Genomic DNA, 24,874 nt, shown 5'->3' with positions numbered 1-24,874 from the left:
CCTGACTACGATGCTTTCCTATTTTGCGATGATCTGGGACGAAGACGATCCGGTCGCGACAGCATCGGCCTTGGACATCCGCTCACGAATGGCATCGGATAGCCTCGAACCAAACCCCCACTTCACACGGCGAGGCTTTGCACTCTTTGACTTCGCGCGTGCCCCCTATGACGGCAACATCCTTGCCTTGCCCAGCGCACCTGACGGTGTCGGTGGTGCCATCTTCGGAAATTTGTTCGACAGATTCGGCAACTCCCTGTCAGCACGAGGCTTTGCTGCAATCGGTGCCGCTTTGTCGTCACGCATCTGCCGCTCTCGAGGCGATGTACTCCTCAGGGATTATTGGGGAAGCTACGTAGCCTTCCTGGATTGTGGCGACCGCTTCGTCATTATCAGGGATCCTACCGCTTCCATGCCCTGCTTCCATGCAAATCAATGCGGCGTGACGCTCGTCTTCTCCCATCTCCAGGACTGCAGCTTCATCGACAGGTCCGCCTTTACCCTGAATCTCAGCTTCATCTCGAAACTGGGCATCTATGACAAAATTCAGAATGGGGAGACCGGGCTGAACGAGGTCAGGGAGTTGCTGGGCGGCGAACGACTTGAGATCAGTTCCGCCAGGAGAAAAGCAGATCTTGCCTGGGACCCAAGAGACATCGCCGCAAATGTCTCCACGCCAGACCAGAGGGAAGCGGCAAGGCATCTCATGGAGACCAGCCGGATGGTTGTTGAGGCCTGGGCATCGCGCTTCGACAGGATCAATGTCAGCCTTTCGGGCGGGCTCGATTCGGCTATCGTTCTTGCCTGTCTAATCCGCGCAACTGGTACGCATGATATCAGCGCACTCCATTATCGTCTTGAATCCGGCGATCTGTCGGAAGAAAATTATGCAAGGTCGGCAGCGACCCTTGCAGGTGTCCCTCTTGAAGTAATACGTGTTCGACCAAGCAATTTCCTGCCGGATGTGACAAGTCATCCCGCAACGGCCCGGCCCTACCGGTCCTTTATCGGCGACGCGCCGTCACCCGCCGGGAATACTCCCTCTGGCATACGCGCGGCACTCTTCACCGGCCAGGGAGGCGATCATCTTTTCCTGGAGCACAGGACACCTCTGGCTTTCGCTGACCATGTTCTGGCTCATGGCCTATCTGCGGACACATTGTCCGCCCTGCTTCGTTCATCACAGCTCTCTCAGCGATCAATCTGGGAAGTTCTTCGCGCCTGCCTACCGAGCCTTGTTCTCGGTCGGCGCGTAAGCGCCATGCAAACTGCTATCCGCCACCGACAGATGACAATGGCGGCATTCGTCCACGCGGGCGCCAGCATGGACGTCGCCTTGCCAGAATGGGTTAGCGTCGCGAAGGCGTTGCCGCCTGCCAAATTCCTGCAAGTCAGCTCTCTCCACCATATGGTGCAGGTTGCAGATTCTGCGACGCGGCCCAAGACTATGGCTGTTTTGCATCCTCTGATCTCCCAGCCACTCATGGAGCTCTGCCTGCGCCTGCCTGTCTCACTTCTTTCAGCAAACGGCGAGAGCCGCGGCCTCGCGCGCGAGGCTTTCCGTGACATGATACCGGACAGCATTCGGCGCAGAATGACAAAAGGCAGCGCGTCCGGATACTTCATGGAATTTCTCGAAGCCAACTCTGAGACACTCGCGAAAGCTCTCCGCTCCGGCGCACTCACAGAGCTTGGTCTCATGGACAGGGATGAGCTTGAGAGGATGACACGCCGCGAAAATTTCGGCATTCACGGACTCGGTCGCAGCCTCCTTGTCACATACGCTATTGAAGCCTGGTTACGCACCTGGACCAGGATCATCGACACGCCTGGCAGGCAGGCATAGTACCATTCTCAGGCGCAACATGAGTGTCACTGAGAAACTGGTCAAACCGTTCCCACATGTCCCTTATATTTGCTCGCCCTGATGGGCCATGGCCCTCGCCCCAATACCGGACGTAGCGGGCATCCTTTCCCGCTCGTAAGAGTGCGCCATACATTTCGTCAAATTGTGACATTGAGAACTCGTCCATGTCGGAATGGAGAAGGAGGACGGGAATATCGATCTGCGGTGCGAGGAATACGGGCGAATTGCGATAATAGAACTCCGGATCCTGAAAGGGCGTGCGGCCAATACCGAAATCGCTGCCGCTTGTTGCGTCATACCGGCCAAACGCCCCGAAGGATCCATACAGGTAGGAATACACTCCGGCGGACCCGAAATAGTTACTGAACAGGTCTGCCCAGCTATTTGCCGCGATCACTGCCTTGTATCGATCTGAATGAGCCGCCACGTAGAGCGCAGACACGCCGCCCTGACTGAACCCGTAAAGTGCGATACGCTCGGGATCGGCAAGTCTGTCCTTGAGAATGGCATCGACCCCTGCCCCGATTACCTCATCCATTCCGGCAATCGGACCTTCTTCAGTTCGGATCAGCTCTCGCGGGGTCGTGAGCCGAGCGTAGGCATAGCCCTTGCTGGCCCATACATAAGGCGAATCCGGATCCGGATAGGCAAGTTGCGGTCCTGCCTTGCGGCAACTCGGCCCGATGTCGGGGTAAATATCCACGATTAAAGGTGGCGGCGCCTGCGGATCGAAATTCGGAGGCAGAAGTATGCAGCTCTCCACGGTCTGGTTTTTCAGGAGTCCTTCCGGATCCGACAAATTGTAGGACAGGATTCTCCACTCACCGAAATCGAGCCCTGCCATATGCGAATTGATGCGCATGATCTCCTTGGGACGCTGTTGCGGGCCTGAGCGCGCAAGGAACAGATGCGACTGGGGCCCGTTCTCGGTTCGAAACAACACGGACCCGGCGGCAAGACTTCCGGCCAGAGGGGAGGCTTGGCTGTCCGGGGCGTCGATCAGGATCGGCGATACGTTTTGATCTTCACGCAGATCGAGCATGAGGATCCTGGCTCCTCCCGCCCCGTTTACGGAGAAAAGTGCCTCAGTGCTGAATTCCGGCCGGATGACGCTGCTACGCGTTGCAAATGTGCCTGGCGTCAGCAACTGCAGCTGCCCATCGAGGTCCGGGCCCAGGCGCCGCATACCACCATCCCTGTAAAAGCGATAAACGCCGTCAGCGGCCTTCAGCGTGACGTGGCCAGGGCCTGCATGGACCGGAATGCCTGACACATCCGACAGCGACGCTGTCAGATTGTGTACTTTGCCATCCACTGCCAGTGTGTACCAATCGGCGCGGGCAAGTCCGGTCTGCATGAAATTGCGATCAGTGAAGGTGCCGGCCGGATCAGATCCCGCAGCCGCACGTCGCGCAAATACGGCTAACCTGTCGCCGATGAAAAGTGCTCGTTCCGGCCTTTGCCGCCATCCGCGTTCACGCTCAGAGACGAGATCGAGCCCGGGATGGTCATAACGGGTAACGGAGCCCGCCGCGATATCGATGACATGAAATCTGCCTTCTGCCGCATCCTTGTCGCGCTCCCAGCCATAGGCGGTGAGGCGCCGGCCATCGGGCGACCATGTGATCGTATAGGGATAGAATTCGAGATTTTCTGCCAGATGGACTTCCTGCCGAGTCTCGAGATTGAACACAACCAGCTTGTAACGGCGCGGTTCGCGGACGAGCAGTTGATCGGGATCGGCCGGTCGCGGTTTCGATACCGCCAGACCGGCAAGCCACCTCTGGTCAGGTGATACACGAAGGTCTGCATAGAGCCCATCGGCCAGCACTTCCACACGGCCTGTGTCGGCATCTGCGACGATCAGTTCTCCGGCCTCAGGTTGATTTGACTGATCCTCCGCATAAGTACGCACTTCGACAGCTGTCGCAGCCTCTCCGCTCCAGGCGTCCTTCCAACCCTCGGCCAAAGCCTTTCCGGTTCGCGCCCGCACGCTCGTAGTGGCCGGCAGGTCCCCGTCTGGAAGGGCCGCGAATACGAAGGCCGTGTCGCTGATCCAGACCGGATTATGCTCACCTGAACGGCTGAAGGCTGGCGTCTTCTCGAACGCCCGGACCGTCTCACTGTTCATCTCATAAGCAAGCATAGATAGCGCACCCGAGTGATACTGCATCAGCAGGAGATACTTGCCTGAGGCAGAAAAGCCCTGGAGGTAGGTGTGCGGCTCCGGATCGAGACCAGGAAGCCGTTCAGGCTCGCCGCCACCGCGCAGATCGTAGCGCCAGATCTGATGACCACTTTTCTGGTAGGCATAGGTCCGAAAGCTGTAGTCGGTGATCTCGTCATAGGGCCGAATTTTTTCGAACATCATCCACTTGCCTCGCGGATCGGCTTCAGCTGCTCCTAGCCCTTCCATGTGCAGAAGGTCGTCAAGCCCAAAGGCACGGGCCTCAGCCAGAGCGGCCGAAAACCAGGAGAAGACCACACTGGCGACGAAGAGAATGAGCGAATGTCTGAAACGGCTGAGCATGATGAGCATTACCAGGTTCGGGAATTGAAAGACGGGTGCGCCGCTTTGCTGCGCACCGACGCGCGGCCGGTCAGAAACGCTTGCGCAATTCGAGCGCCACAAATCTGCCAAGCGGTGATGCATTGGTCGGATCGAAGCCCGAGATCAGGAAGGAACCGCGCGACGGTGCCGACGGTGGATTCCTGTCGAACAGGTTCGTAACTGAAAGACTGGCGGCGGCACCATCGAGCCATCCAGCCCGGTCTTCGAATGTGTATGACAAGGCAGCATCGACTGTGGTCCATGACCCGATATCGGATGCATCAGCCGTTGTATCGGTCTGGTAGCTGTCAGAATAGTTGAGGAATAGCGTGCCCTTGAACCCACCCCGGTGAATTCCGGCATTTGCCCGAATCTTCAGATCGACAGGATTATAGAGTGTATTCGTCGTTTCGACTGGCGGTGTCGTTGCAGCGGCTTGCTCGCTAAATTCCAGAATATAGTTCGCGTTCAGCCCCGTTGAGATCCGGCCAAGCCGGGTGTCGGCACTGTAGGTGAGCTGTGCATCCAGCCCCCGGGTCTGTGTTTCCGCAATATTGCGCACGACATTTACCGAATTTATAATTGCGATATTGTCCAGACTTGCCCCTGAATTGAGCCGTACCGGATGAGACAATCCTGCCAGGATTGCGTTCAATTCCTCCGAAGACGGATTGAAAATGATAGTGCCGTCGGGAAGGGACCCGGGCATCGTGAATGCAATGCCTGGTGCGGCGTTGATATTCACATTCCCCGGCACGGGTGTGCTGCCGAGGCGCCCGTCAAACGCGATGTCGTAATAGTTGGCGGTTGCTGACCATGCATGGCTACCCTCGTCACGACTGTAATCCAGTCCCGCTGTAAAGGTGCGTGACTCTTCTGCATCAAGATTTTCTGCGGTGCCACCAAGAACCATATAGTCAACACCGGCCAGCGAGGCATCCGGTAATGGCAAACCCAGTCGGTCGAGAATAAGCTGGTAGGGCGAGACGCTTCCCGTCCTGTCGAGCGCGCCGACCCTTCCGAGCGGAGGCGGCGCAAAGGATTCACTGTAGGAGGTGCGCAGGTTCAGTCCCGATGCAGGCGACCAGAGAATCCCGGCCTTGGGGCTGAAACTACTGCCGAAATCGGAATAATCATCGAACCGGCCTGACAGGTTCAGTTCGAGACGCCTTGCCAATGGCAGCGAGTTGCCTTCTCCGATTATCGGCAGGAGCAGCTCACCATAGACAGCCGACACATCTCGTTCAGCATCGCGGTTCACCCCGCTTGATTGCGACTCATTTGTGAAGGATTCCCGCCGAAAGTGACCTCCGAGCGCGGCCTTGATCCGACCTCCGGGAATATTCAGCAGATCGCCGTTGATCTGAGCATCGAGCGACCAGAGATCGGACCGACTTTCCGTCTGATCCACACTCGGATCCTGCGTCAGAAAGAATGTCAGCGTCTCTTCGTTACGGATCTGACTATAGGTCGCATCGGCGGCAGCAAACCAGCCTGGGGCCAGTTCATAGTCGACCCCGAGGCTCCCGGAGAGCGATTCTGAATCTGTGTTGTAGATCTGCTTATATCCCGGTGCAGAACTCAGGATGGAATGGCTGACCACATCCCGCTTTGAATAGAGCCCTGAACCAGTGAGTTCGAGTGCTGGACCGAAGGCTTGCCGCGCGGACACAACAGCGCTGTGTCGGCGCTGTTGTGGCAGGAGGTCGACCGCGCCCGTGTCCGGTACCGGCTCGCCATCCGTCAGCAGAGGGAGGCCAATATTCGGGCGGTCCGCGAGTGTCAGATTTCCGCGGTCAAAATATTCATAAGTGCCGAGAATGTTGCCGCTCCCCCAAGCTGTACCGAGCGTTTGACTGAGACGGTACTCATTCATGTCGCCATCGGTCACGGAGCCATACCGAGCGCTGGTCTCAGCCCCTTCGAAATCGTCGCGGAGGACAAAATTGATGACGCCTGCTACAGCGTCTCCGCCATAGATTGAAGACGCCCCATCGGTCAGGACATCGACGCGCTCCAGTGCTGAGACTGGAATAAGGGACAGGTCCACGAAGTCGCCCACCTTTGACGTGGGAGCCAGACGGTTGCCATTGAGCAGGACCAGCGTCCCGCGCGATCCCAGCCCGCGGAGATTGGCACTGGTGCCAAACGTATTGTTCTGGCGCGAATTGATGTCATTGGGCAGGCCGCCGGGCGCGAACTCGCTGGACCCGCCACCAAAGTTCTGCGGCAATGTCCGTATGAATTGCTCTGTCGTTGTGACACCCGATCCAAGGATGTCCTCCCGGCTGTATATCTGCAAAGGCGAACTTTCTGGAGATATCCCGCGTAAACTTGTGCCCGTGACAGTGACAGTATCGACCCGCAATGTGCCATCGTCTGGCTCGGCAACGCTAGGAGGTGTCAGGGTCTGTGCAGGTGTCTCCGCCTGACCCGCACGCGCTGGCGGAGGTGCCTGCACTGGTGCACCAGCCCGCGCCCGAATGATGATAGCCCGCCCCGGGCCCTTGACCGCTTCAAGTCCGCTCCCCTGAAGAAGGTGGTCCAGCGCATCCGTCGGCACGAAATTTCCGTTGAGCCTCGGCGCCTTGCGCCCTGCGACCAACGCTTCGGAAAACAGGATGGGCGCTCCCGACTGCGTACCAAACGCGCGGAGCGCGTCTGCGAGCATGGGTGCATCAATGTCGAATTCGACCTGGCCTCCTGGTGAGAGCGCATCGGCATGTGCGTCGGTCAGGCCGGTCGACAGGATGATGGATACTGCCGCGGCGCTGAACAGCCGCGCGTTGAATTGTGCCTTGTTGAACATATTCCCCTCCGGATTAATTTCCCCCGTCAGGGCTTCACCCCGGACGCGCACCAAGTTCAACGAGCGGGAAAGAAGATGTGGCAGTCTTGTCGTCCGATAAGCCGGAAGAGGCCTTATCCAACACCTGATATTTCGAACGAGATCCGTGAACGCACCAATTGCGATGGCATAATTGAAAGGCCGGACAAGCAAAATCAGTCCGCGTTGCGAAAGAAGCCAGCAAGAGAACTGCCGCTTTTGGAATTCAGCCGTGAAATAATTGAGTCGTCTAAAAGGCGCCATCTCTGCCCGGCACGAGAGCCAGAGCAACCGCGTATGGGTGAGGTAAACCTTGTGAGTAAGCACGACCCAGAGCACAGAGCCCGCGCTTGATACGGGTTAGATATCCCTGCTTCAGGGTGCGATTGACAAGGCCTTACTGGCGCGCGTCAATGCCGACAACAAGACGCGCTAGTTGCGTATCCGTAAACCGGCAATCGGAAAAGCCGGCATCTCTAATGGCCAGAAGAAACTAGCTCAAAAAGATTCTTAAAACTTGCAAACAGTGAAAGCTTCAAGAATTTTTGATTTCTTCAGGAGATCGGATTGGTCGCAATCTCAGCGATCCGCCAGGAAAAATGTTTCATGGTTAATCAGGATCTATGGGCATAAGTGTGATCAGATTTTCGGATCGCTCTGGCCTGACTGGCAAGAATAGCGCGAGACTCGACACGAATTCTTCAGGTTCACCTGTCGGGAAGGTTCCGCTCAGGCGTTCTGAGGCAAGGCCATGATCGGGTACACTTATCCTCGTTTCCGAATAGCGGTTCAGCTCCGCGACGGCTTCTGCGAGTGTGACATTATCAAATTGAAGGACGCCGCTGCGCCATTGGACCGCAGTTGCAGGCTCCACTCTGGACAGGGTTCGAGATCCGTCCTGCATGATTTCTAGCCTGTCGCCAGGTGTGAGCATCTGCCTCTTTGGTTCAGCGGTGTCTGAGCCTTCTGGACTGACGAAACCCCTCTCATGCTCAGTTGAGGCGGAAACCACAACAGAACCTTCCAGCAAGGTTACGGCCACTTGGCCTGGCTGCGCGTAGATGTCGAATTGTGTTCCGAGTGCCGTGGTACGACTGCCGCCCGCGTCGACATGGAATGGCACGTCCGCCCTTGCGACTTCGAAAAGGGCTTGGCCCTGTCTGAGGCCGACCCGACGCTCGCGAGCTGTGTACAACACTTCAAGCGACGTATCCGTGTTGAGCGTTATCGTAGATCCATCAGAAAGCGTGACAGTCCGCTGCTCCCCAACCAGTGTCGTGAAGGTCTCGGGTTCAACTTTCGTGTTTTTACTTGCAACCCACCAGCCAAGAGCTGCGAAAGAAAGAACCGCCGCAAGGCCGGATAGCCAGGCGCGCTTGCGCAATGTTGATCCCGATGGCGTCGTGATCGGTGGAATTGATCCCGCAGACCTGCTGCCCGAACGCAGTGACCGGTCAATGATAGTAAGGCTTGCCTGGATCTGACGGAATGCTGCGGCGTTCAGTGGATCACGTTCCCAGGCGAGAAAATCGTCCCACGTTTCGACCTCGACGTCTTCGCGCTGGAGTTCGCTGTACCAACGAGCGGCGGCATCTAGCCTGCCCGTGTCCTCCTCAATATCTGTCATCACGTCGATCACTCAGCCGCATCTGGACGCCAGCCGCCGGAATGCGAAAGGACTTTCGCGATGGCTGCCAGCGCGGAGGCTATATCACTTCTGACGGTTCTTGGCGACACGGAGAGACGAATTGCAATGGCCTCATGGGTCAATCCCTCCAGTCGATGCAACAGTAGCGCCTGTCTTTCGCGAGATTTGAGCCCCGCGATGGCTGTTTCCGCAATCGCGAGCAATTGCGCATCCTGAACCTGCTGTTCCGGCGTCATCGTCTGGCAGCAGGCCAGCCTGTCGCCCAGCGCCCCAATGTCGGTACTGTCGCACCAGCTCCGCGTATAACCCGACTTCAGGTAGTCGCGGGTCAGATTTCGTAGGATCGTGAACAGGAGAGGTCGCAATTCCTGGATGGGCTTGTCGCTGTAGGCACGCCCTGCCGAGATGAAGGCTTCCTGGACGAGATCTTCAGCATCATCGGAATTACCAATCCGTGTACGGCTGAATCGGAGAAGTTCGCTGTGGTGGAGCCGGAAGATATAATTCAGGGCTTCAGGACCTACTAGGTGGCCAGGCTCATGATGGAAATCTATGAGACTTGGTGACTTCCGAGGTTTCGAACGGGAGCCACTTTCGTGAGAATTGGACGAACCCCTCAGGTCTGGCTTTGAGAAGTGAGAATCGTTGCGCGCTTCGGACATTCAGTCTCCGCGATCTCAAAAAGAGAACGCACCCTACTTTCCACATTGAAACAATGTAAAGTTGTAGTTCTCTTTTTTAAAAATGTAAAGTTCCTATTTCTCGCAACGCACCGCGGCTCACCTTCCTCTGCGCGGAGGAGAGTTGATCCATGGAACTTCAAAAAATATTTGGGGCCAACGTTCGACACCACAGGCGCGCAGTAGGTTGGACTCTTGAACAACTAGCTGGCGAGGTTGGCGTCTCGCGAGAAACTATCGGGAAAATAGAACGCGGCATTTCAGCGCCGCTATTTGAAACCGTAGAAAAGATTGCCCAGACACTTGGTGTCTCCCCACAAGCCCTGTTGGGCGCGAAGTCATTTCCGTCTGGCGCTCGAGGAGAAACGCTTAGCAGTATAAATGGTATTCTCGCGAATATGAATGACAAGCAATTGGTCCGGACCCAGAAAATGCTTGAAGCATTGAAGGGGGGCTAATCATTTCCGTCTATATTGTTATACGTTTCATTCGGTTCAGATTCTCGATTCTGAGCTCTCCAAAGTGCTACATATAGACCATCAGTTTCTAGCAGGTCTTCGTGGGAGCCGCTTTCGGCGACCCTTCCCTTGTCCAGGACGATGATTTGATCGGCGTGTATAATGCTGGAAAGACGATGGGCGATGATCATCGTGGTTGTTCCATGCGCTGCAGATTTAATATTGCGAAGGATGCTCGCTTCGGCGCCTGAATCGAGCGCTGAAGTCGCCTCGTCCGCGATGAGCAATTTCGGGTGGCGGAGCATGGCCCGGGCTATGGCAACGCGTTGCTTCTCGCCCCCTGATAGTTTGAGGCCTCGCTCGCCAACAATCGTGGCAAGACCGTCGGGAAGGCCCGAGATGAGGTGTCCGAGATGGGCGAGTCGTGCGGCCCATTCGACCTCCTCTGTCGCAGCGTCGAGGTCAGGGAAGGCGATATTGGAGGCCAGACTGGTATTAAAGAGCGTTGTATCCTGGGGAATCACGGCAATCAGCCGCTGCAGGTCTGCTGGCGCATAATGAGAAATGGGAATGCCGTCGATAAGGATGCGGCCCGAATCCGGGTCATGAAACCGCAAGAGCAGGCGGCAGATGGTCGATTTGCCAGCGCCTGAAGTCCCCACAATTGCAGTTGTGGAACCGGGCGCAATGTCAAAGCTCACGCCATCGAGTACACGTTGCTGCGCTTTGTATGCAAAGCAAACGTTCTCGAACCGGATCGCCGGCAGCGCCGCATCTGGAGAGACCTTGGCTCCACCGTCGTTTGGCTTTTCCCTGAGGGGCGTATCAAGCAGATCGAGCAGACGCTCTGCGAACGCTGTGCCCTGGCCGATATCCCTCACGCCGGCACCGAGCAGTTCCATCGGCCGGACAACCTGGAGCATGTAGGTGTTGACCAGCACGAGATCGCCGACCGTCATGGCACCGGATCGGACCTGTATGATCGCAAGCCAGAGTGTCGCGGTCAGGCCCGCGCAAAACACAAAGGCGATGAGAAGTCCGTTCGTGAACCGCGCGCGATAGAAAGATCGCCAGCGTGCTTGCGCATGGGCGAGGGCTGCGTCGAATCTACCCGTAACTGCCCCCTCCCCCCCGAATGACTTGACGGTCTCGACATTTAGCAGGCTGTCGGCCAGCGCTGCATTCGCCTCAATCCGAGCCGAGGAGATCGCGCGGCTTGCCTTCATGATTGTCCGCGCGCCTGCAGAAAAGACGATCGCATAAGCGAGGGCGCAGGCGCTGAATATGACCAGGAAAGCAAGGTCAAGCACACGGGCAATGACAAGGCTCATGAGCACGACTTCAATCACGCCCGGCAGGATCGTGAAGAAGGCATGTTGCATGACAAGCCGCAACCCCTGCAGGCCGTTTTCGACTGTTTGCGTCAAAGCACCGGTCGACGTCTCACGGTGGAATGAAAGAGGTAGTGCTATCACATGGGCGAACACCTTTCGCCCGAGCTTGCGGGCGATTGCCTGGTCGGCGGCCCCGAACAGGAACATCCTGACCTCAGCTGCGATCCGGCCAAGCACCTGCGCGGCCACATAGGATGCCAACAGCACAGCCAGAAGGAGACCCTGCTTCTGCTGAAAGCTGTTTGTGCCATGAGCTGAAAGTCCGTCGATCAGGAGTTTCAGTGCGAGAGGACCGAATGCACCCAGAACCGACATGGCGAGGACACAGGCCAGCGCGATCAGAATCTTGAGAACGTCCTCAGCGTCCAGCTCTTTCCGCAGCGCAGGAATGGCACGGCCTAGATTGTTCCAATTTTCTGGCCGCATGGGGCGCCTTAATCAATATTCGGTCTCTGAATTTTCTACCTTAGCATACTTTTTGGTATAGATGTCCTGAACCTCGCATAATGAGGAGTAGTATTGACTATATCGCTATTATACAGATGGATACGCCTCGACAGCCGGTTGGCGCAAATTCAAATTTTTCCTCTTATGATTGTATTTTCTGCGTCCATGCCGCATCTCTGGCCACAGGAGCGCATGCAGTTCCGGCACGTCACAGAATTCGGGAACATCCTGATGCAGCACGGTTTTACTGCGCACTGACATCCCAGCGACGGGGCATGAGAGTTTGTGCGGCGCAACCGGCGCCCTTCATTGGATCGCGCGCGGCACTGTCACTTCGCTTCAGGTGGTAGGTGACTGCGAGACGAAATCGTCTTCATTTGCCTCCTCGCATGCAAAGAAATCAGCAAGAGGCACGTCGAGCCGCTTTGCCACCTCGTACAGCATGCCTGCAGAAATCCGGTTCATGCCGGTCTCGTACTTCTGCAACTGCTGGTGCGATATACCCAGAAGCCCGGCGAGCTCCACGAGCGTCATGCTGCAGGCCTGACGGTGCGCCCGCAAATGCGCGGAGACCCGTAAATCCATTTCAGAAGGTGCCCGCGCTGCTCTCGGCTTGCCGCCGGTCATAGCTCGCATCCTCCTGTGCCGAAAAGTGAAACGCGATCCACACATCCAGGCAGGATTGGTGCTTCGTCACTATTCCCACCTGCATGCCTCATGTCATACGCCCTCACGCATCGCCAGCACCGGGCTTTCCTTGATGCGCCGGGCACTACGAGACTCAACGAGACACTGACGTCACGCGGCAGAAGAAAGTCTCAGCACCCCGTACGGCAAAGCGATAATGATGAAATTGAATGACCAGGATCCACCTGAAGCGGCAAAGCAAGCCACTCACTCCCCTACCGAACTCCCAGCGACTTATCACGCATGGCCGACGGTCCTTCCACCTTGTAGCGGTCCAAAATCGCGTGGCCGGTCTTTTCAGGATGTCCTGAAAAGTCCGGCAGAAACCCGTCATGCTCTCGCCCTCAGGGAAGCGGACACCCCATCGAGGGCTTTCTTCCATGGCCGAACTTTTTCTCCACAGCATCCATACTTGCGGCAAGGCCAGGCGTGTTACTCATGTCTCGAGCCACATGCCCACGCAGACCGGTTAGGGCCGCTGCCTGAGGAGGCTCTCTGCCCCGCCGGTCAGCTGCTCTTTGCAATCGTCCAGTGTGTGAAGGGTCTCCGGCATGGCATGCTCGTGAACCGCACGGACGCCGTCATGGACCTCAGTTCTCACGATGGCTCACAGCGCCTGGACCAGCAGGTCGCGGCGATGTGCTCGCTCAATCCGCTCCATATCGCCCTCGGGCATACCTGCCGCCTCGGCATGAAGACGCCATTGCGCAACAGATTGCGACACCTCGGCCAGGATGGACCTGGCCCTGGCCGGCTTGACGCCGCCGGTGCCGGCAAAGGCGATCAGGTCCTCGACCTCGAACAGGTCGCGCTTCCCGTTGACGCTCATCTGGTGCTGGCTCGTCCAGGCGCCGGACGGATTGTAGGAATAGGCCACGTCAAAGGCGGGCGAGAGGCGCCAGGTGCCATCCCGGTCCATCAGGAAGGCGATGTTCTTGACATGGTCGTCCTGGTTGCGCGCGACAAGATTGAAGAAGGTGCGTCGAACCTGGCGCTCGATATCACCCATCGGAAGCTGCAGGCGCCGGATCGCCTGCAGCGCCTGCTCATAGGCGTAGGCTCCGGCCATGTTGAAATCATAGTGCATGAGCGCGCCAAGCGACTGCATATGCAGCTTGGCGCCGGTTTGTGTCCGGTCGAACCGCCTGGTCATGAAATGCGCGCGGCCGCCTTCCTCGTGCAGCCGGCACGCTTCCATGTCGATGCCGGCGGCACGCGCCATCAGGGAATAGGCATACTCGATGCGGCCGAAGCCCTGCGGATCAGCCAGTTCCCTGTCGCGATTGCCATGCACGCCGTCGAATTTCATCAGCCACTGGCTGAACCCCTCCCCGGCCTGCGCCTGGCCGGACCGGAACTCGCCGGTCTGCGGGTTCCAGGCGAGGACAGCCTTTGCGCGCGCGCCGCCTGCCGACGTGCCGACCCGTAGAATGTCTTCGATGGCCTGCTGGTCGTCGATGCCAGTGAACTTGCCTTCAAGGGCAATCCTGTCGTCCAGGACACGGTTGGCGAGCGCAACGAGCGCATCAATGTCGATCCGTCGCGACACGGTGGGCGCGTCGCGCATCAAGGGTTTGAATTCGAGTGCGCCCATACCGCGCGTGCCGGTATAGCACAGGCGCTCGACGGGCGTGAAGCTTCCAGGTTCCCGGCCGCGGCGCGACAGCCAGGCATTGATGAGCGTATTGCCGAACTTGTCGGGAAGGCTGTCAGCCAGCATGCCGGGCAGACCCTTGAACGTCTCGCGCGACAGCGACGGGAACTCGTAGGGAAAGTCCGTCAGGGGCATCATGACCGGGGCGACGGCGATGCCGGAGGCGGCAAATTCAGGTGTATACTGAAAGACCCCAATGCCGCGATCCGGCAACCAGGTCACAGCCCCGATATCACTGCCCCATAGAATGACCCGGGCCGTATCGGTCATGCCTGGGAATCCTCGTCGCCCCAGCGCCATTTCGCGGCGGCGGCTCGCTTGCCGCTTGCGCGCTGGCGCTCGCTCCCCTCGAGACGTACGCGGTCGACGGGTCGGACGGCGGGGTCAGGCAACAGGGCAGCCAGGTGATCGGTCAATCGCAAGGCCTGCATGATCCGGATGAAGGAATCGAGCGATATGGCTTTGCCATCGGCAAGCCGGGTGAGTGTGCTCCTGGAGACGCCGGCTTCAGCCGCGAGATCTGCCTGGCTGATATTGCGGCTCAGCCGGATCTCGTCGAGTCGCTTGCAAAGCGCTTCAATTAGCGCACCGCTGGATGCTGTTGAAAAATCAATCTTATGCGTCATTTATGCAGCCCAATTCCAACTTAATGCATTTTGTGAGCCATATATGAAGCATTATATAAATTCGAATACAATTCTTTTAATGCGTCACTTATAGTGCATTAAAGACCACTTTTCCACTTATTGCTTCAGTTTTAATGCATTTATAGATTTAGTAGCATCCCTGCCTTCGCGCCTGTCCGCACTGCCGCAAGCGATTGCGGACTTATCGCGGGGCGCACCGGGCCGGCACGATCAGATTCTCATCGACCCTCCGGCGGACATCGACAGGCAGGACAACTTTGAGCGTTATGGTATGCATATTCTGGGGCGGTTCAGCCATTGGCAGAACCGCCCTAGTCATATTTCCGATTGCCCCAGAGGTCATCCGGGCACTCAAGATTCCAAACTCCCTTGCGCGCAGCGCGGGCGCGTACTTCCGCATCCGCATAGGCGCCCTGGCTGTATTTCGGCCAGTCGCGGGCCCAGCCGCCGCCGACCATAAGGTCGCCGAGGTCAGCGCCGCTGACACGGCACGTGGCGACCGCGCGATCATAAGAATCCTTGCCCGTGCTGTTGCAGGTCACCGTTCGGGTTCCAATCTGGTCGGAGAGGTAAAGAGCTGCCCTCTGGTAGACATTGGTGCCGGCACAGGTTTTCCCGCGCTCGGGCGAGTCGAATCCGGAGAGGCGGATAGGCTGCCCGTGGATCTCGATTGTGTCCCCGTCAATGACGGACGCCACACCGGCAATCCGGTCTGAAGGATCGCCCGCCGGGACGGTGCGGCCCGCATCTGTATTCAGCTGCCCACAGGCGGCCAGGAGCAAGATCATTGAAAAAATGCTGGCATGCTTCTGTCTCATGATTCAAGCTGATCATGATTCACGCATTTGCAGAAATGGGTTCACCGGCATGGGATGGGATGATGACAAGAGCGGACACTATGTGCCGCCGCCGCTGCCCAAATGGATCTGGGTGACGGCGAGCCTGGTGTTCGCCGGCTTTCTCGCTCTTGTCGTGTTCGGTCCCCGCTGAGGGATCAGCCGGGCGGCATCTGGTCGAGGAAGGATGCAAGATCGAGGATCTTGTCGGTTGCGAGTGTTTCGATCGCCTTCCTGAGCTTGCCGGGTGACCCTTTCAGCTGCCGGTCTGTCAGGCGAAAGACGATCGTGACCTCCGTCAGGCTGATCGCATGGACCGCCTTGACCGAGCAGTCCCTGTCTTCAAGGTCGACAGTGACCGTGTCGAATGTCCATAGGGATGTGCGCATGTTCGGATGGCTCCGCTCCTTGTTGATGGAGCAGATGAGTCCGCACTGCTTCGATTAAAATGCGCCTTGTAGTAGATGCGCCTGCCCGCCGGGGTTTAGCCTTTGACACTGGCCACGCACGTGACCTTCTGCTGGTCCTGGTACTGAAACGGATCGGGCCGACGACTCGGCATTATCAACAAGGACAGTGTCGTGTATCCCTGTGAAGGAAACCAACAGCCATGGCCGCACTGAAATTGGGGACCGGACAGCTGCCGGACCAGACGCAGCAAAGGCTGGCCCTCCTCATTCGCCCCAACAAGGCCGGGTGCTCCACGCCTGAGGCTTGCGCGGCGTCACATCTGGCCCTCTAACCGCCCTGTGCTAGTCTCCCGCAAAATCGAGGAAACGCATCCATGCTGCAGAAAACCTATGAAGCCTTCGCCGTCACGATTGAGGACAAGGTCGCCCATATCAGGATGAACCGCCCCGAGGCGATGAACACGATGAACAAGGCGTTCTGGAACGAATTGCCTGCCATCGTCCGCGACATCGACATGAACGCGCGCGCCCGCTGCATCGTTATCTCATCGACTGGCAAGCATTTCTCGGCCGGCATGGACCTCGCGGTCTTCGGGTCCGGCGAAGGCGGCGGCGCGGCGGACCGCTATGTGGCGGCTGAAGCCTTCCGCTCGAACATCCGCCAGATCCAGTCCAGCTTCAACGCGCTGGAGGAGGCCCGCATGCCGGTCCTCTTCGCCCTGCATGGCGGCGTCATCGGCGGCGCGATTGACATGATCTCGGCCGGCGACATCCGCTGGTGCACCAAGGATGCCTTCTTCACCATCATGGAAACCAATATCGCCATGACGGCAGATGTCGGCACCTTCCCCCGCCTGCAGCGCTACATCCCCGAAGGCTGGGTCAAGGAAATGGCCTATACGGGCCGGCGCATCGACGCGGCCAAGGCCAAGGAAATCGGCCTCGTGAATGATGTCTTCGACACGCATGAGGCATGCGTTGCGCATGTTCTGGCGACAGCAAAGGAGATCACCACGAAGGACCCGCTGACCGTCACCGGCTGCAAGACGCTCATCAATTATGGCCGCGACCACAACACGGCCGACACGCTCGATTATATCGGCGTGTGGAATGCCGGCATGATCCCGCCCCCGCACATGCAGGAAGCCTTCGCTGCCCGCGCTGAAAAGCGCGACCCGGAATTCCCGGACCTGATGAAACTGCGCGATACGCCGATGTAGGCCTAGGCGGATACGATCCGGTAGACGGCGGTCGCATTCATCACGATATCATCGCCGCATCTGGCCGCCCCGCCGGTGAACAGAACGGTGCGGGTTTTCCGGTCGATGCGCGCGGTGAACACAGGCTGGCAGTGAACATCGGCACCGGTGACATCCAGCGTCACCGAAACAAGCTCCACCCTGTCAGGTGAGCAGCGGGCTTCCGCGTCCGCACGGATCGCCGCCATCAGGTCCAGCGCCAAGGCTTCGTCGGCGCGCAGTCCGGTTTCGGTTCGCATCACGTCTCCTCGTTCATGTCAGCAGGCACCGCTGTAGCCATCCGCGCCCGCATTGAAAAGGCCCATGCCGGCCCCGCACGCAGCCACGGGCAACAAAAAAGCCGCCCTTCCGGGCGGCTCTGTTTGAATGGTGCTGCGGTGAGTTGCCGGATCAGGCTGCCTTGGCCGCGCTGATCTCTGCATCCATGTCGTGTCCGATAAGGTCTCCCAGATGACCAAAGCCGGTCATCTCATAGGTCTCTTCCATGAAGGCCGAGATCGACGGCAGCAGGTGGCCGATGGCCTTGTGATCGAGACCAATCGCATGCAGCGAGGTGATCATGGACTGGGCAACGACGCGCTTGCCGCCGGGCGTCTGTTCGATCAGGCGGGCGATGATGCCCGTCGCCTCGCCGAACTCAGACCCTGTGCGGGCCGCAAGTGCGCGAGCGCCGGGAATGGTCTTGAACATCGCCGGTGCGAAGGGGGAAGCCTGTCGCTCAGCTGAATTCAACACAATCCCCAGCGCCGTTTTAGCAGTCGATTCCGAGAGTCCATTGATTGTAGCGATGTGCGCAATGAGATCATTCAGCATTAGCGTGGCACTCCTAGGATTAATGGCTCCGGAACCCCCATTAACCTCCTACATGCTTTCCGATTGGTTACCGCCAGTGGCGCGCGCGCACTTGATTTGCGAAAGAGGGTTAAGCGCTGTTAGGTCGGGGTAAACAGGCGGGCTCTTCCAGTTTACCCCTATCCACAGGCCCACGCCCGGCACGAATGAAAACAAGGCACTCCCAATGATCCGGATCGGACTCCTCGGCGCAGCCAGAATTGCACCTGCCGCCATCATAAAACCGGCCAGCCTGCGGGGCGATTGCGAAACCGTCGCCGTGGCCGCGCGCGACGCTCAGCGCGCCCGCGACTACGCCGCCGAAAACGGCATCCCTGACATCTCCGATTCCTATGAGGCGCTCATCGCGCGCACGGACATTGACCTCATCTACAACGCCCTGCCCCCGCATCGCCACGCGGACCTGACCATCGCCGCGCTCGAGGCCGGCAAGGCCGTGCTCTGCGAGAAACCGTTTGCCATGAATGCGGCAGAAGCCGCCCGCATGGCCGACGCAGCAAGGCACACCGGCGGCATCCTGATCGAAGCCTTCCACTATCGCTTCCACCCCGCCTTCCAGCGCGTGTTCGACATCGTGCATAGCGGCCGGCTGGGCACGATCCGGCGTGTCGAGGCCGCATTCGATGTGACCATTCCCTACCGGACCGACGAGTTGCGCCACACGCTGGACGTCGGCGGCGGCGCGCTGATGGATCTTGGCTGCTACCCGGTCCACTGGGTCCGCACGCTGGTCGGCGCCGAACCCGAAATCGTTTCAGCCCGGGCGGAATGCGAGCGGCCGGGCGTCGACACAAGTATGGAAGCCGAATTCCGCTTTCCGGGCGGCGAAACCGGATCAATCCATACGACGATGGCACCGGACACGAAATTCGACGCCTGGATCCGGGTCGATGGCACAGAGGGCCAGCTCGAGATCAGGAACCCGGTCCACCCCCACCGCGGCCACACCATCACCACCACCTTGGGCGGCACGTCCCGCACCGTCACCGCCCCCGGTCAAACCACGTATGACCACCAGCTTGCACACGTTGTGGACGTGCTTGCCGGGCGCACATACGCCTTGACGGGCGGCCGGGATGCTGTCGGAAACATGGCCGCGATTGACGCGATCTACCGCGCCGCAGGCCTGTCTCCGCGCGGGATGTAATCAGCCGGCGCTGGCCTGCGCCATGCTGATCCAGCCTTCGACTTCCTCTTCCTCGAACTGGGCATCATCCCATAGCACCCGGTCCCCCTGAGGCGACGTCAGGAAGTCCATCGCGGCCAGGAACACATCGCGCGCGGATGCGCCTGCCAGATCGCTGGCCGACCGGATTCCGGCGCCGACAAGGATCTGTGCATCGTGAACCCGCAATCCGGGAACATCCATCATCAGGCGCGACTGGTCCTGCCAGTCGGCTATCGCGTCGGCGTCGATGTGGCTCGCGTTCAGCAGGTGGACGGTTTCGTCGATATCGCAGTCCAGCAGGTCGCCGACATTCGTTATACCGGCCTTGCCAAGCCGCCGCGCCGTCTTGCGGCCGATCGACGGCGCATCAACGATGGGCGATTCGCGCGTGAGACGCCCCTGGCCGCCAATCGTGGCGATCGGTTCGGCTTCAGGCTCAGCGGCTGCGACGGGCGCAGGCGCGGGTTTTGGCGCTTCCCTGACAGGCTCGGGCCTGGGCGCAGGTTTCAGCTCATGCCTGGCTGCCGCTTTTGTTGCCGGTTCGGTCGCTGGCTTTGGCACCGGCTTCGGCGCGGGTGCGGGTGTTGGCCTGGTAGCAACAGACGCGCTCTCCGGTCTGACGCGCTTGGCACCAAGCGGTGCCAGTTCCTGCGCATCCAGCTGTTTCAACGGCACGCGCAGCACCTGTCTGGCATGGAGTTTCCGTATCGCCTTGTCATCGTCAGGCAGCGTCTTCACGACCTTGCCGGTCTTCTGGAACTCGGCATACATCCGCGCGACCTGGCGTCGGTCACCGGCATCGGCCAGCTTCTTCGAAATCATGCGCAGCGGAATATCCAGCGTCTCGATATAGCCCTGGATCGTCAGGTTCACTTTCGGCGGCGCAACGGCGGCCTCCTCGATAGCCCGTGTCATCAGGACTGACAGGCCTGCCGTCGCATAGGCGACAAGGTCGGCCACGATATCCAGCATCGTCTCGTCGAGGCCCGCAGGCGGGTCCTTCACGCCGGCATCAAGGTCGTAATGGTCGATGAATGTCTGGTAATGCGGATGGGACCGTTCCGCCCCGGCCCGCACCATGTCGGAGACGAAACCAAGACCATCCGGCACATCAATCGCCGGATAACCGCTGGCTTCGATGCGCGCGGCGATCCCGTCATGCGACCTGGCGATGCTCCATTCAACGGCGCGATGGATCGCGCCCTCTTCCTCGGTCTGGCCTGTATGGAAGGGCTGGAGCGGGTCAGCATAATAATGGCTCAGCACGCCGAGCGCATAGGCAGCCTCGCTCCACTTCTTCTTCGCCAGCAGCTCGACAGACCTGGCATACCACTCGGTCGCCTTGTCGCGCGCGCCGCCCCATTCGCCTTCGGATATGTGGAGGACGTGGTTCTGGAAGTCCTTGAAAACCGTGTCCGGCGCCTTGGCGCCTTTCAACAGATGCTCGTGGTGCACCAGGAACAGCGACTTCCACTGCTCTCCCGCTTCGGCGTCAATCAGGTCCAGCGCATTGAACGCGATATGATGATGTGTCGACGTGCAGCGATGCGCACGGATAACCCGTTCCAGCAGGGACATGACGGGAACTCCAGTGGGGTGAATCTGACACCGATTCTGGCCCCACGAAGGTTACCGTGAAATTAACCCCTTGCGCCGGGCCACGGATTTCCTCCCATCATGTGTCAGTCATCGCCTACCGGACGGCAAAATCCGTCGGTTCGGTGCTCTTGCCTTTTGCATCTTTTTCGCCGGTGGACTGGCCGTGCTTCTGCGCGCCCATGAAGCCGAAAATGTGCCCGGCGACCTTGCGCATCTGGATCTCTTCCGAGCCTTCGGTGATGCGATAGCGACGGTGGTGGCGATAGATGTGCTCGAACGGCGTATGGCGTGAATAGCCCATGCCGCCATGGATCTGCATTGCCCGGTCGGCCGCATTGCAGCAGAGCCGGTTTGCCCGGTAATTGCACATCGACACCTTGTCTGACAGCTTGATCGCCACTTCGGGCTTCGACATCTGGTCCATTTCCCAGGCCGTCTTGAAGATCAGCAGCCGGAGCATTTCTGCTTCCGAAGCGAGTTCAACGATGGGGAACTGGATCGCCTGATTGGTCGACAGCTTCTTGCCGAAAGGCGCGCGGGTGTTTGCATAGTCGATCGACTCGTCGATGCAGAACAGTGCCGCGCCGACAGAGCTCGCCGCCTGGCGGATGCGGTTCTCGTGCACGAAATGCTGGGCCAGCGCCAAGCCGCCTTCGGGCGGGCCGAACACGGCACTGTCGGGCACCCAGACATCCTTGATGGTCAGGCGGGGATGATCGGTGGGCATGTTGAATGTCCACATATATTCGAGAATTTCGATGCCCGGATCGTCCGCCGGCACCAGCAGGCACGTAATGCCGCGGGCATCGCCATCTTCGCCGCTTGTGCGCGCAAAGCACATCATGTGGGTGGCGTGATGCATCCCCGTGATCCACATTTTCTCGCCATTGATGAGCCAGCCATCCTTGCCGTCCTTCTTGTGGCGCACAGCCCGTGTTTCCATGTGCGTGGCATCGGAGCCATGGTTCGGTTCGGTCAGTCCGAACGTCGCGCGGAACTTGCCCTCCAGGGCCGCCGTCGCGAGATGCTTCTGGTCCTCGCGGGCAAAGTCACGCAGCATCAGGATCTGCGGGTAGTTTGCCACGATGGAATGTTCGTTCTGCAGGTCATTGTGCAGGCCGAGGCCCTTGCGCGCCAGATGCTCGCGGATGATCGCCATGGCGAGGTTCGACCCGTTCTGGCCGCCATACTCCTTCGGCAGGCCAAAGCGGAAATGCCCGGCTTCGTCCGCCAGGCGCTTCGCCTTGCCCAGCAGCTCTTCCCACTCCTTGCGCGGCAGGCCCTGGTTCTCGAAATCGGTTCGGGCCCATTCGCGGCGGTGGTCGAAGAAGCGGATATTGTCGTCCTGCTGCTCGAGGGGCTTGATCTTGTCCTCGATGAACTGATCAAGGACGATCAGGTAATCGGCAATATCTTTTGGAATATTGAAATCCATGATGTTTCTCTCCCAGGCGCGCGCCTCTGTTCTGCCTGGCACTTTAACCTACGCTGGGATGGGAGCAATTTGTGTCGTAGGGGCAACCGCGTTGCCATAGGGATTCCCTTCGGGAAATCACGCGAAATGCACCCTCTGAACACTTGACCAAATATTCAGCGTTTGATAGTCATTGTTCTGAAGGGGGCGCTTTCCCTTTATTCACCGCGTTGCACGCTCATCACAAACCCCGAACGAAAGGCACCCTCCCATGCTACGTTCTACTCTCATCAGCGCCGCTGCCCTGGCGTTTGCTGCACCCGCCCTCGCTGGAACATTCGTTTTCGAAACAGCCCAGCCAGTCGCTGAAAAGCGTGTCATCGCGGAAAGCGTTGTCTGGACCTGCGAAGGCACCACCTGCGTCGGCGATCTTGACCGCAAGACTGTCTCGCTCCGCATCTGCAAGAAAATCGCCAAGGAAGTCGGCGAAATCACTGCCCTGCGCAATGACAAGTCAGAACTCGACGCTGCCGACCTCGAAGCCTGCAAGGCTTCCGCGAAGAGCTAGATCGCTCTCCGGACTTCAAGAGTCTCTCCTCGGGCCGTCACGGGAAACCGGGGCGGCCGTTTTTTATCCGTCAGCAGGCTCGACAGGCTGCCACAACTCGACCTTGCGCCCATCCGGATCCATGACCCAGGCAAAGTGGCCATAGCTTTCGCTCATCGGCTCGCCTTCCAGTTCGACACCCTCCGCCTTGATGCGTGCCAGCATGCCCGGCATGTTATCCACCATCAGGTTCATCATGAAGTCGCTGGCCGAGGGTTTGAAATAGTCGCTCTCGCCCTTGAACGGCGCCCAGATGGTCTGGGCCCCTTTCGGGAAGACGCCTGCCGCACTCGCATGGCTGAAACTGCTGCCGCCATAGTCATCAATCGCGATCCCCAGTACGCGCGAATACCATGCGCGCGTCGCGTCAACGTCCTTACACAGAAAAAACAGCCCGCCGAGGCCTATAACCCTTGCCATGTCCGTCTCCCATTTCAAATGGCTGCGATGGCAGCCGCGAGCATGTCGCGCACCTCGCCGGCAACGCGTTTAAGTTCATCATTCTCGATCGCCTGCATGGACGCCACCGGATCAATCGCGCTGACTTCAACCGCGTCGTCGACCTGCCTGAGGATGACATTGCAGGGCAGCATGGCGCCGACGCGCGGCTCGATCTGGATCGCCTGATGGGCCATTTGCGGATTGCAGGCGCCCAGGATGCGATAAGACGGCATTTCGGCATCGAGCTTCTTCTTCATCGTCGCTTTCACGTCGATCTCGGTCAGCACACCGAACCCCTTGTCGGCCAGTGCCTGCCGCGTGCGCTGGTCAACGGCGTCAAAACTGGCGCCGGAAATGGTTCGATTGATTGTGTAGGGCATCATGATCTCCTGATTGCGGGATGGCTCCATGCCTTCCTATCACATTGGCCGGGCAAGATCAGGCGCCTTCGCAAAACTTGCACTGTTGGCATTGAATGCGCCCTGCCGCATGGTGTTCCCAAAGGCTGACAAGAGGACGCACCATGCCGATCGACGCCAAGCGCACGCCGGATGCCCGCTTCGACAATTTGCCGGGATTTGACTATGCCCCGCACTATGTCGACGACCTGCGCGGCTATGAAGGCTTGCGGATCCATTATGTCGATGAAGGCCCACAGGATGCCGTTCGCACCTATCTCTGCCTGCATGGACAGCCGACATGGAGCTATCTCTACCGCAAGATGATCCCGGTCTTCCTCGACAGCGGCGCGCGCGTCGTCGCGCCTGACTGGCTCGGCTTTGGCCGGTCGGACAAGCCTGTCGATGACAAGGTCTATTCGTTCAGTTTTCACCGCAACATGATGGTCGAACTGATCAAGCGCCTCGACCTGAAAACCGTGACCCTGGTCTGCCAGGACTGGGGCGGCCTGATTGGCCTCACCATCCCGATGGACATGCCCGACACGTTCGAGCGCCTGATCGTGATGAATACAACCCTCGCCACGGGCACATCGCCTGGCGCCGGGTTTGACCAGTGGAAAGCCTATAACCGCACGCAGCCCGACATGGACATTGCCGCCCTGATGAAGCGCGGCACGCCCATCCTCACCGACGCCGAAGCGGCCGCCTATGCCGCCCCTTTCCCGGATGCGACCTACAAGGCCGGCGTGCGCATGTTTCCCGAACTGGTGATGGTCAGTCCGGGCATGGAAGGCGTCGATATCTCGCGGCGCGCGGCTGCCTGGTGGGCAAATGACTGGAAGGGCGACAGCTTCATGGCCGTTGGCGCACAAGACCCCGTTCTCGGCCCCGCGCAGATGGAGAAGCTGCGCAAGACGATCCGCGGCTGTCCCGAACCCATGGTCCTCGCTGACGCCGGACACTTTGTTCAGGAATGGGGCGAGCCGGTCGCCCTCTCGGCGCTGAAATCATTCGGGGAGCTCTGACA

The 24,874-nt window shown here is 59.0% G+C and carries 24 protein-coding genes; 8 read left to right on the top strand and 16 right to left on the bottom strand.

The window, feature by feature from the left end; translation table 11 throughout:
• The first annotated feature begins 10 nt into the window (after window positions 1-10).
• A complete protein-coding gene (locus VR74_RS11540; protein WP_045696933.1) occupies window positions 11-1,846 on the top strand; it encodes an asparagine synthase-related protein in 1,836 nt (611 codons plus the stop codon).
• On the opposite strand, the gene VR74_RS11535 is transcribed toward VR74_RS11540, so the two are convergent.
• The 4 genes from VR74_RS11535 to VR74_RS11520 form a co-directional block, all read right to left on the bottom strand.
• Window positions 1,818-4,397 carry a prolyl oligopeptidase family serine peptidase gene (locus VR74_RS11535; RefSeq protein WP_299950280.1) on the bottom strand — a complete coding sequence of 860 codons (2,580 nt, stop codon included), beginning with the start codon at window positions 4,395-4,397 and terminating at the stop codon, window positions 1,818-1,820. The two genes, VR74_RS11540 and VR74_RS11535, sit on opposite strands and share 29 nt — an antisense overlap.
• Before the next feature lie 70 nt (window positions 4,398-4,467).
• Window positions 4,468-7,227 carry a TonB-dependent receptor gene (locus VR74_RS11530; RefSeq protein ID WP_045696930.1) on the bottom strand — a complete coding sequence of 920 codons (2,760 nt, stop codon included), beginning with the start codon at window positions 7,225-7,227 and terminating at the stop codon, window positions 4,468-4,470.
• 628 nt (window positions 7,228-7,855) lie between these two features.
• Window positions 7,856-8,884, bottom strand: coding sequence for a FecR domain-containing protein (locus tag VR74_RS11525; RefSeq protein WP_045696928.1), 1,029 nt, complete (start codon window positions 8,882-8,884; stop codon window positions 7,856-7,858).
• The gene (locus VR74_RS11520; RefSeq protein WP_045696926.1) at window positions 8,881-9,555 is read right to left on the bottom strand and encodes an RNA polymerase sigma factor; all 675 of its coding nucleotides are present in this window, start codon (window positions 9,553-9,555) and stop codon (window positions 8,881-8,883) included. Before VR74_RS11520 ends, VR74_RS11525 begins: the two co-directional genes overlap by 4 nt.
• 149 nt (window positions 9,556-9,704) lie before the next feature.
• Here VR74_RS11520 and VR74_RS20950 point away from each other — a divergent pair, with 149 nt between their 5' ends.
• Window positions 9,705-10,031 carry a helix-turn-helix transcriptional regulator gene (locus tag VR74_RS20950; protein ID WP_299950278.1) on the top strand — a complete coding sequence of 109 codons (327 nt, stop codon included), beginning with the start codon at window positions 9,705-9,707 and terminating at the stop codon, window positions 10,029-10,031.
• Here VR74_RS20950 and VR74_RS11510 read toward each other — a convergent pair.
• The 5 genes from VR74_RS11510 to VR74_RS11485 all read right to left on the bottom strand — a co-directional run bounded on the left by VR74_RS11510 (window position 10,028) and on the right by VR74_RS11485 (window position 15,678).
• The gene (locus tag VR74_RS11510) at window positions 10,028-11,851 is read right to left on the bottom strand and encodes an ABC transporter ATP-binding protein (RefSeq protein ID WP_299950276.1); all 1,824 of its coding nucleotides are present in this window, start codon (window positions 11,849-11,851) and stop codon (window positions 10,028-10,030) included. The genes VR74_RS20950 and VR74_RS11510 overlap by 4 nt on opposite strands.
• Window positions 11,852-12,211: 360 nt before the next feature.
• Window positions 12,212-12,499, bottom strand: a complete 288-nt coding sequence (locus VR74_RS11500) for a helix-turn-helix transcriptional regulator (RefSeq protein ID WP_299950274.1) — start codon at window positions 12,497-12,499, stop codon at window positions 12,212-12,214.
• A gap of 667 nt (window positions 12,500-13,166) precedes the next feature.
• Complete coding sequence (locus VR74_RS11495; RefSeq protein WP_045696922.1) at window positions 13,167-14,483, bottom strand: HipA domain-containing protein; 1,317 nt, start codon at window positions 14,481-14,483, stop codon at window positions 13,167-13,169.
• Window positions 14,480-14,839 carry a helix-turn-helix transcriptional regulator gene (locus tag VR74_RS11490; protein ID WP_045696921.1) on the bottom strand — a complete coding sequence of 120 codons (360 nt, stop codon included), beginning with the start codon at window positions 14,837-14,839 and terminating at the stop codon, window positions 14,480-14,482. The genes VR74_RS11495 and VR74_RS11490 overlap by 4 nt, the downstream gene beginning before the upstream one ends.
• Before the next feature lie 332 nt (window positions 14,840-15,171).
• On the bottom strand, window positions 15,172-15,678 hold the full coding sequence (locus VR74_RS11485; protein ID WP_299950272.1) for a thermonuclease family protein: 507 nt from the start codon (window positions 15,676-15,678) through the stop codon (window positions 15,172-15,174).
• 49 nt (window positions 15,679-15,727) lie between these two features.
• On the opposite strand from VR74_RS11485, the gene VR74_RS20945 reads away from it, so the two are divergent.
• Window positions 15,728-15,850 (top strand): hypothetical protein, encoded by a 123-nt coding sequence (locus VR74_RS20945; RefSeq protein WP_299950270.1) that lies wholly within the window; start codon window positions 15,728-15,730, stop codon window positions 15,848-15,850.
• 4 nt (window positions 15,851-15,854) lie between these two features.
• Here the strand turns inward: VR74_RS20945 and VR74_RS11480 are convergent, their stop codons facing one another.
• Entirely contained in the window at window positions 15,855-16,085 is a 231-nt protein-coding gene (locus VR74_RS11480) for a hypothetical protein (protein WP_045696919.1), read from the bottom strand.
• Between the two features lie 221 nt (window positions 16,086-16,306).
• Between VR74_RS11480 and VR74_RS20940 the strand changes: the two genes are divergently transcribed.
• Window positions 16,307-16,438, top strand: coding sequence for a hypothetical protein (locus VR74_RS20940; protein WP_299950268.1), 132 nt, complete (start codon window positions 16,307-16,309; stop codon window positions 16,436-16,438).
• A 42-nt stretch (window positions 16,439-16,480) separates the two neighbouring features.
• Entirely contained in the window at window positions 16,481-17,326 is an 846-nt protein-coding gene (locus VR74_RS11475) for a crotonase/enoyl-CoA hydratase family protein (protein ID WP_045696918.1), read from the top strand.
• 2 nt (window positions 17,327-17,328) lie between these two features.
• Here the strand turns inward: VR74_RS11475 and VR74_RS11470 are convergent, their stop codons facing one another.
• Both VR74_RS11470 and VR74_RS11465 read right to left on the bottom strand, forming a co-directional pair.
• Window positions 17,329-17,607: a hypothetical protein gene (locus VR74_RS11470; protein WP_299950266.1), complete on the bottom strand. Its 279-nt coding sequence runs from the start codon at window positions 17,605-17,607 to the stop codon at window positions 17,329-17,331.
• 148 nt (window positions 17,608-17,755) lie between these two features.
• On the bottom strand, window positions 17,756-18,178 hold the full coding sequence (locus tag VR74_RS11465; RefSeq protein WP_045696915.1) for a hypothetical protein: 423 nt from the start codon (window positions 18,176-18,178) through the stop codon (window positions 17,756-17,758).
• A 205-nt stretch (window positions 18,179-18,383) separates the two neighbouring features.
• On the opposite strand from VR74_RS11465, the gene VR74_RS11460 reads away from it, so the two are divergent.
• Complete coding sequence (locus tag VR74_RS11460; protein WP_045696913.1) at window positions 18,384-19,364, top strand: Gfo/Idh/MocA family oxidoreductase; 981 nt, start codon at window positions 18,384-18,386, stop codon at window positions 19,362-19,364.
• On the opposite strand, the gene VR74_RS11455 is transcribed toward VR74_RS11460, so the two are convergent.
• Together VR74_RS11455 and VR74_RS11450 are read right to left on the bottom strand one after the other, a co-directional pair.
• Complete coding sequence (locus VR74_RS11455) at window positions 19,365-20,963, bottom strand: DUF4332 domain-containing protein (protein WP_045696912.1); 1,599 nt, start codon at window positions 20,961-20,963, stop codon at window positions 19,365-19,367. It abuts the gene before it with no gap.
• Window positions 20,964-21,078: 115 nt separating this feature from the next.
• A complete protein-coding gene (locus VR74_RS11450; protein WP_045696910.1) occupies window positions 21,079-22,419 on the bottom strand; it encodes an acyl-CoA dehydrogenase family protein in 1,341 nt (446 codons plus the stop codon).
• A 250-nt stretch (window positions 22,420-22,669) separates the two neighbouring features.
• On the opposite strand from VR74_RS11450, the gene VR74_RS11445 reads away from it, so the two are divergent.
• On the top strand, window positions 22,670-22,966 hold the full coding sequence (locus VR74_RS11445) for a hypothetical protein (RefSeq protein ID WP_045696909.1): 297 nt from the start codon (window positions 22,670-22,672) through the stop codon (window positions 22,964-22,966).
• Window positions 22,967-23,029: 63 nt separating this feature from the next.
• Here the strand turns inward: VR74_RS11445 and VR74_RS11440 are convergent, their stop codons facing one another.
• Window positions 23,030-23,425: a VOC family protein gene (locus VR74_RS11440; RefSeq protein WP_045696907.1), complete on the bottom strand. Its 396-nt coding sequence runs from the start codon at window positions 23,423-23,425 to the stop codon at window positions 23,030-23,032.
• Between the two features lie 14 nt (window positions 23,426-23,439).
• Window positions 23,440-23,826 carry a DUF302 domain-containing protein gene (locus VR74_RS11435; protein ID WP_045696944.1) on the bottom strand — a complete coding sequence of 129 codons (387 nt, stop codon included), beginning with the start codon at window positions 23,824-23,826 and terminating at the stop codon, window positions 23,440-23,442.
• Between the two features lie 143 nt (window positions 23,827-23,969).
• Between VR74_RS11435 and VR74_RS11430 the strand changes: the two genes are divergently transcribed.
• A complete protein-coding gene (locus VR74_RS11430; RefSeq protein WP_045696905.1) occupies window positions 23,970-24,872 on the top strand; it encodes a haloalkane dehalogenase in 903 nt (300 codons plus the stop codon).
• The last annotated feature ends 2 nt before the right edge of the window (window positions 24,873-24,874 follow it).

It is taken from the genome of Hyphomonas sp. BRH_c22, from assembly GCF_000961795.1.
Classification (GTDB): domain Bacteria; phylum Pseudomonadota; class Alphaproteobacteria; order Caulobacterales; family Hyphomonadaceae; genus Hyphomonas.
This window is presented reverse-complemented; position numbering and strand designations above follow the sequence as displayed.

Coding starts and splice junctions, on each gene's coding strand:
- VR74_RS11540 (WP_045696933.1), top strand. CDS start 11: ATGCTTTCCTATTTTGCGATGATCTGGGACGAAGACGATCCGGTCGCG.
- VR74_RS11535 (WP_299950280.1), bottom strand. CDS start 4,397: ATGCTCAGCCGTTTCAGACATTCGCTCATTCTCTTCGTCGCCAGTGTG.
- VR74_RS11530 (WP_045696930.1), bottom strand. CDS start 7,227: ATGTTCAACAAGGCACAATTCAACGCGCGGCTGTTCAGCGCCGCGGCA.
- VR74_RS11520 (WP_045696926.1), bottom strand. CDS start 9,555: ATGTCCGAAGCGCGCAACGATTCTCACTTCTCAAAGCCAGACCTGAGG.
- VR74_RS20950 (WP_299950278.1), top strand. CDS start 9,705: ATGGAACTTCAAAAAATATTTGGGGCCAACGTTCGACACCACAGGCGC.
- VR74_RS11510 (WP_299950276.1), bottom strand. CDS start 11,851: ATGCGGCCAGAAAATTGGAACAATCTAGGCCGTGCCATTCCTGCGCTG.
- VR74_RS11500 (WP_299950274.1), bottom strand. CDS start 12,499: ATGACCGGCGGCAAGCCGAGAGCAGCGCGGGCACCTTCTGAAATGGAT.
- VR74_RS11495 (WP_045696922.1), bottom strand. CDS start 14,483: ATGACCGATACGGCCCGGGTCATTCTATGGGGCAGTGATATCGGGGCT.
- VR74_RS11490 (WP_045696921.1), bottom strand. CDS start 14,839: ATGACGCATAAGATTGATTTTTCAACAGCATCCAGCGGTGCGCTAATT.
- VR74_RS11485 (WP_299950272.1), bottom strand. CDS start 15,678: ATGAGACAGAAGCATGCCAGCATTTTTTCAATGATCTTGCTCCTGGCC.
- VR74_RS20945 (WP_299950270.1), top strand. CDS start 15,728: ATGGGATGGGATGATGACAAGAGCGGACACTATGTGCCGCCGCCGCTG.
- VR74_RS11480 (WP_045696919.1), bottom strand. CDS start 16,085: ATGCGCACATCCCTATGGACATTCGACACGGTCACTGTCGACCTTGAA.
- VR74_RS20940 (WP_299950268.1), top strand. CDS start 16,307: ATGGCCGCACTGAAATTGGGGACCGGACAGCTGCCGGACCAGACGCAG.
- VR74_RS11475 (WP_045696918.1), top strand. CDS start 16,481: ATGCTGCAGAAAACCTATGAAGCCTTCGCCGTCACGATTGAGGACAAG.
- VR74_RS11465 (WP_045696915.1), bottom strand. CDS start 18,178: ATGCTGAATGATCTCATTGCGCACATCGCTACAATCAATGGACTCTCG.
- VR74_RS11460 (WP_045696913.1), top strand. CDS start 18,384: ATGATCCGGATCGGACTCCTCGGCGCAGCCAGAATTGCACCTGCCGCC.
- VR74_RS11455 (WP_045696912.1), bottom strand. CDS start 20,963: ATGTCCCTGCTGGAACGGGTTATCCGTGCGCATCGCTGCACGTCGACA.
- VR74_RS11450 (WP_045696910.1), bottom strand. CDS start 22,419: ATGGATTTCAATATTCCAAAAGATATTGCCGATTACCTGATCGTCCTT.
- VR74_RS11445 (WP_045696909.1), top strand. CDS start 22,670: ATGCTACGTTCTACTCTCATCAGCGCCGCTGCCCTGGCGTTTGCTGCA.
- VR74_RS11440 (WP_045696907.1), bottom strand. CDS start 23,425: ATGGCAAGGGTTATAGGCCTCGGCGGGCTGTTTTTTCTGTGTAAGGAC.
- VR74_RS11435 (WP_045696944.1), bottom strand. CDS start 23,826: ATGCCCTACACAATCAATCGAACCATTTCCGGCGCCAGTTTTGACGCC.
- VR74_RS11430 (WP_045696905.1), top strand. CDS start 23,970: ATGCCGATCGACGCCAAGCGCACGCCGGATGCCCGCTTCGACAATTTG.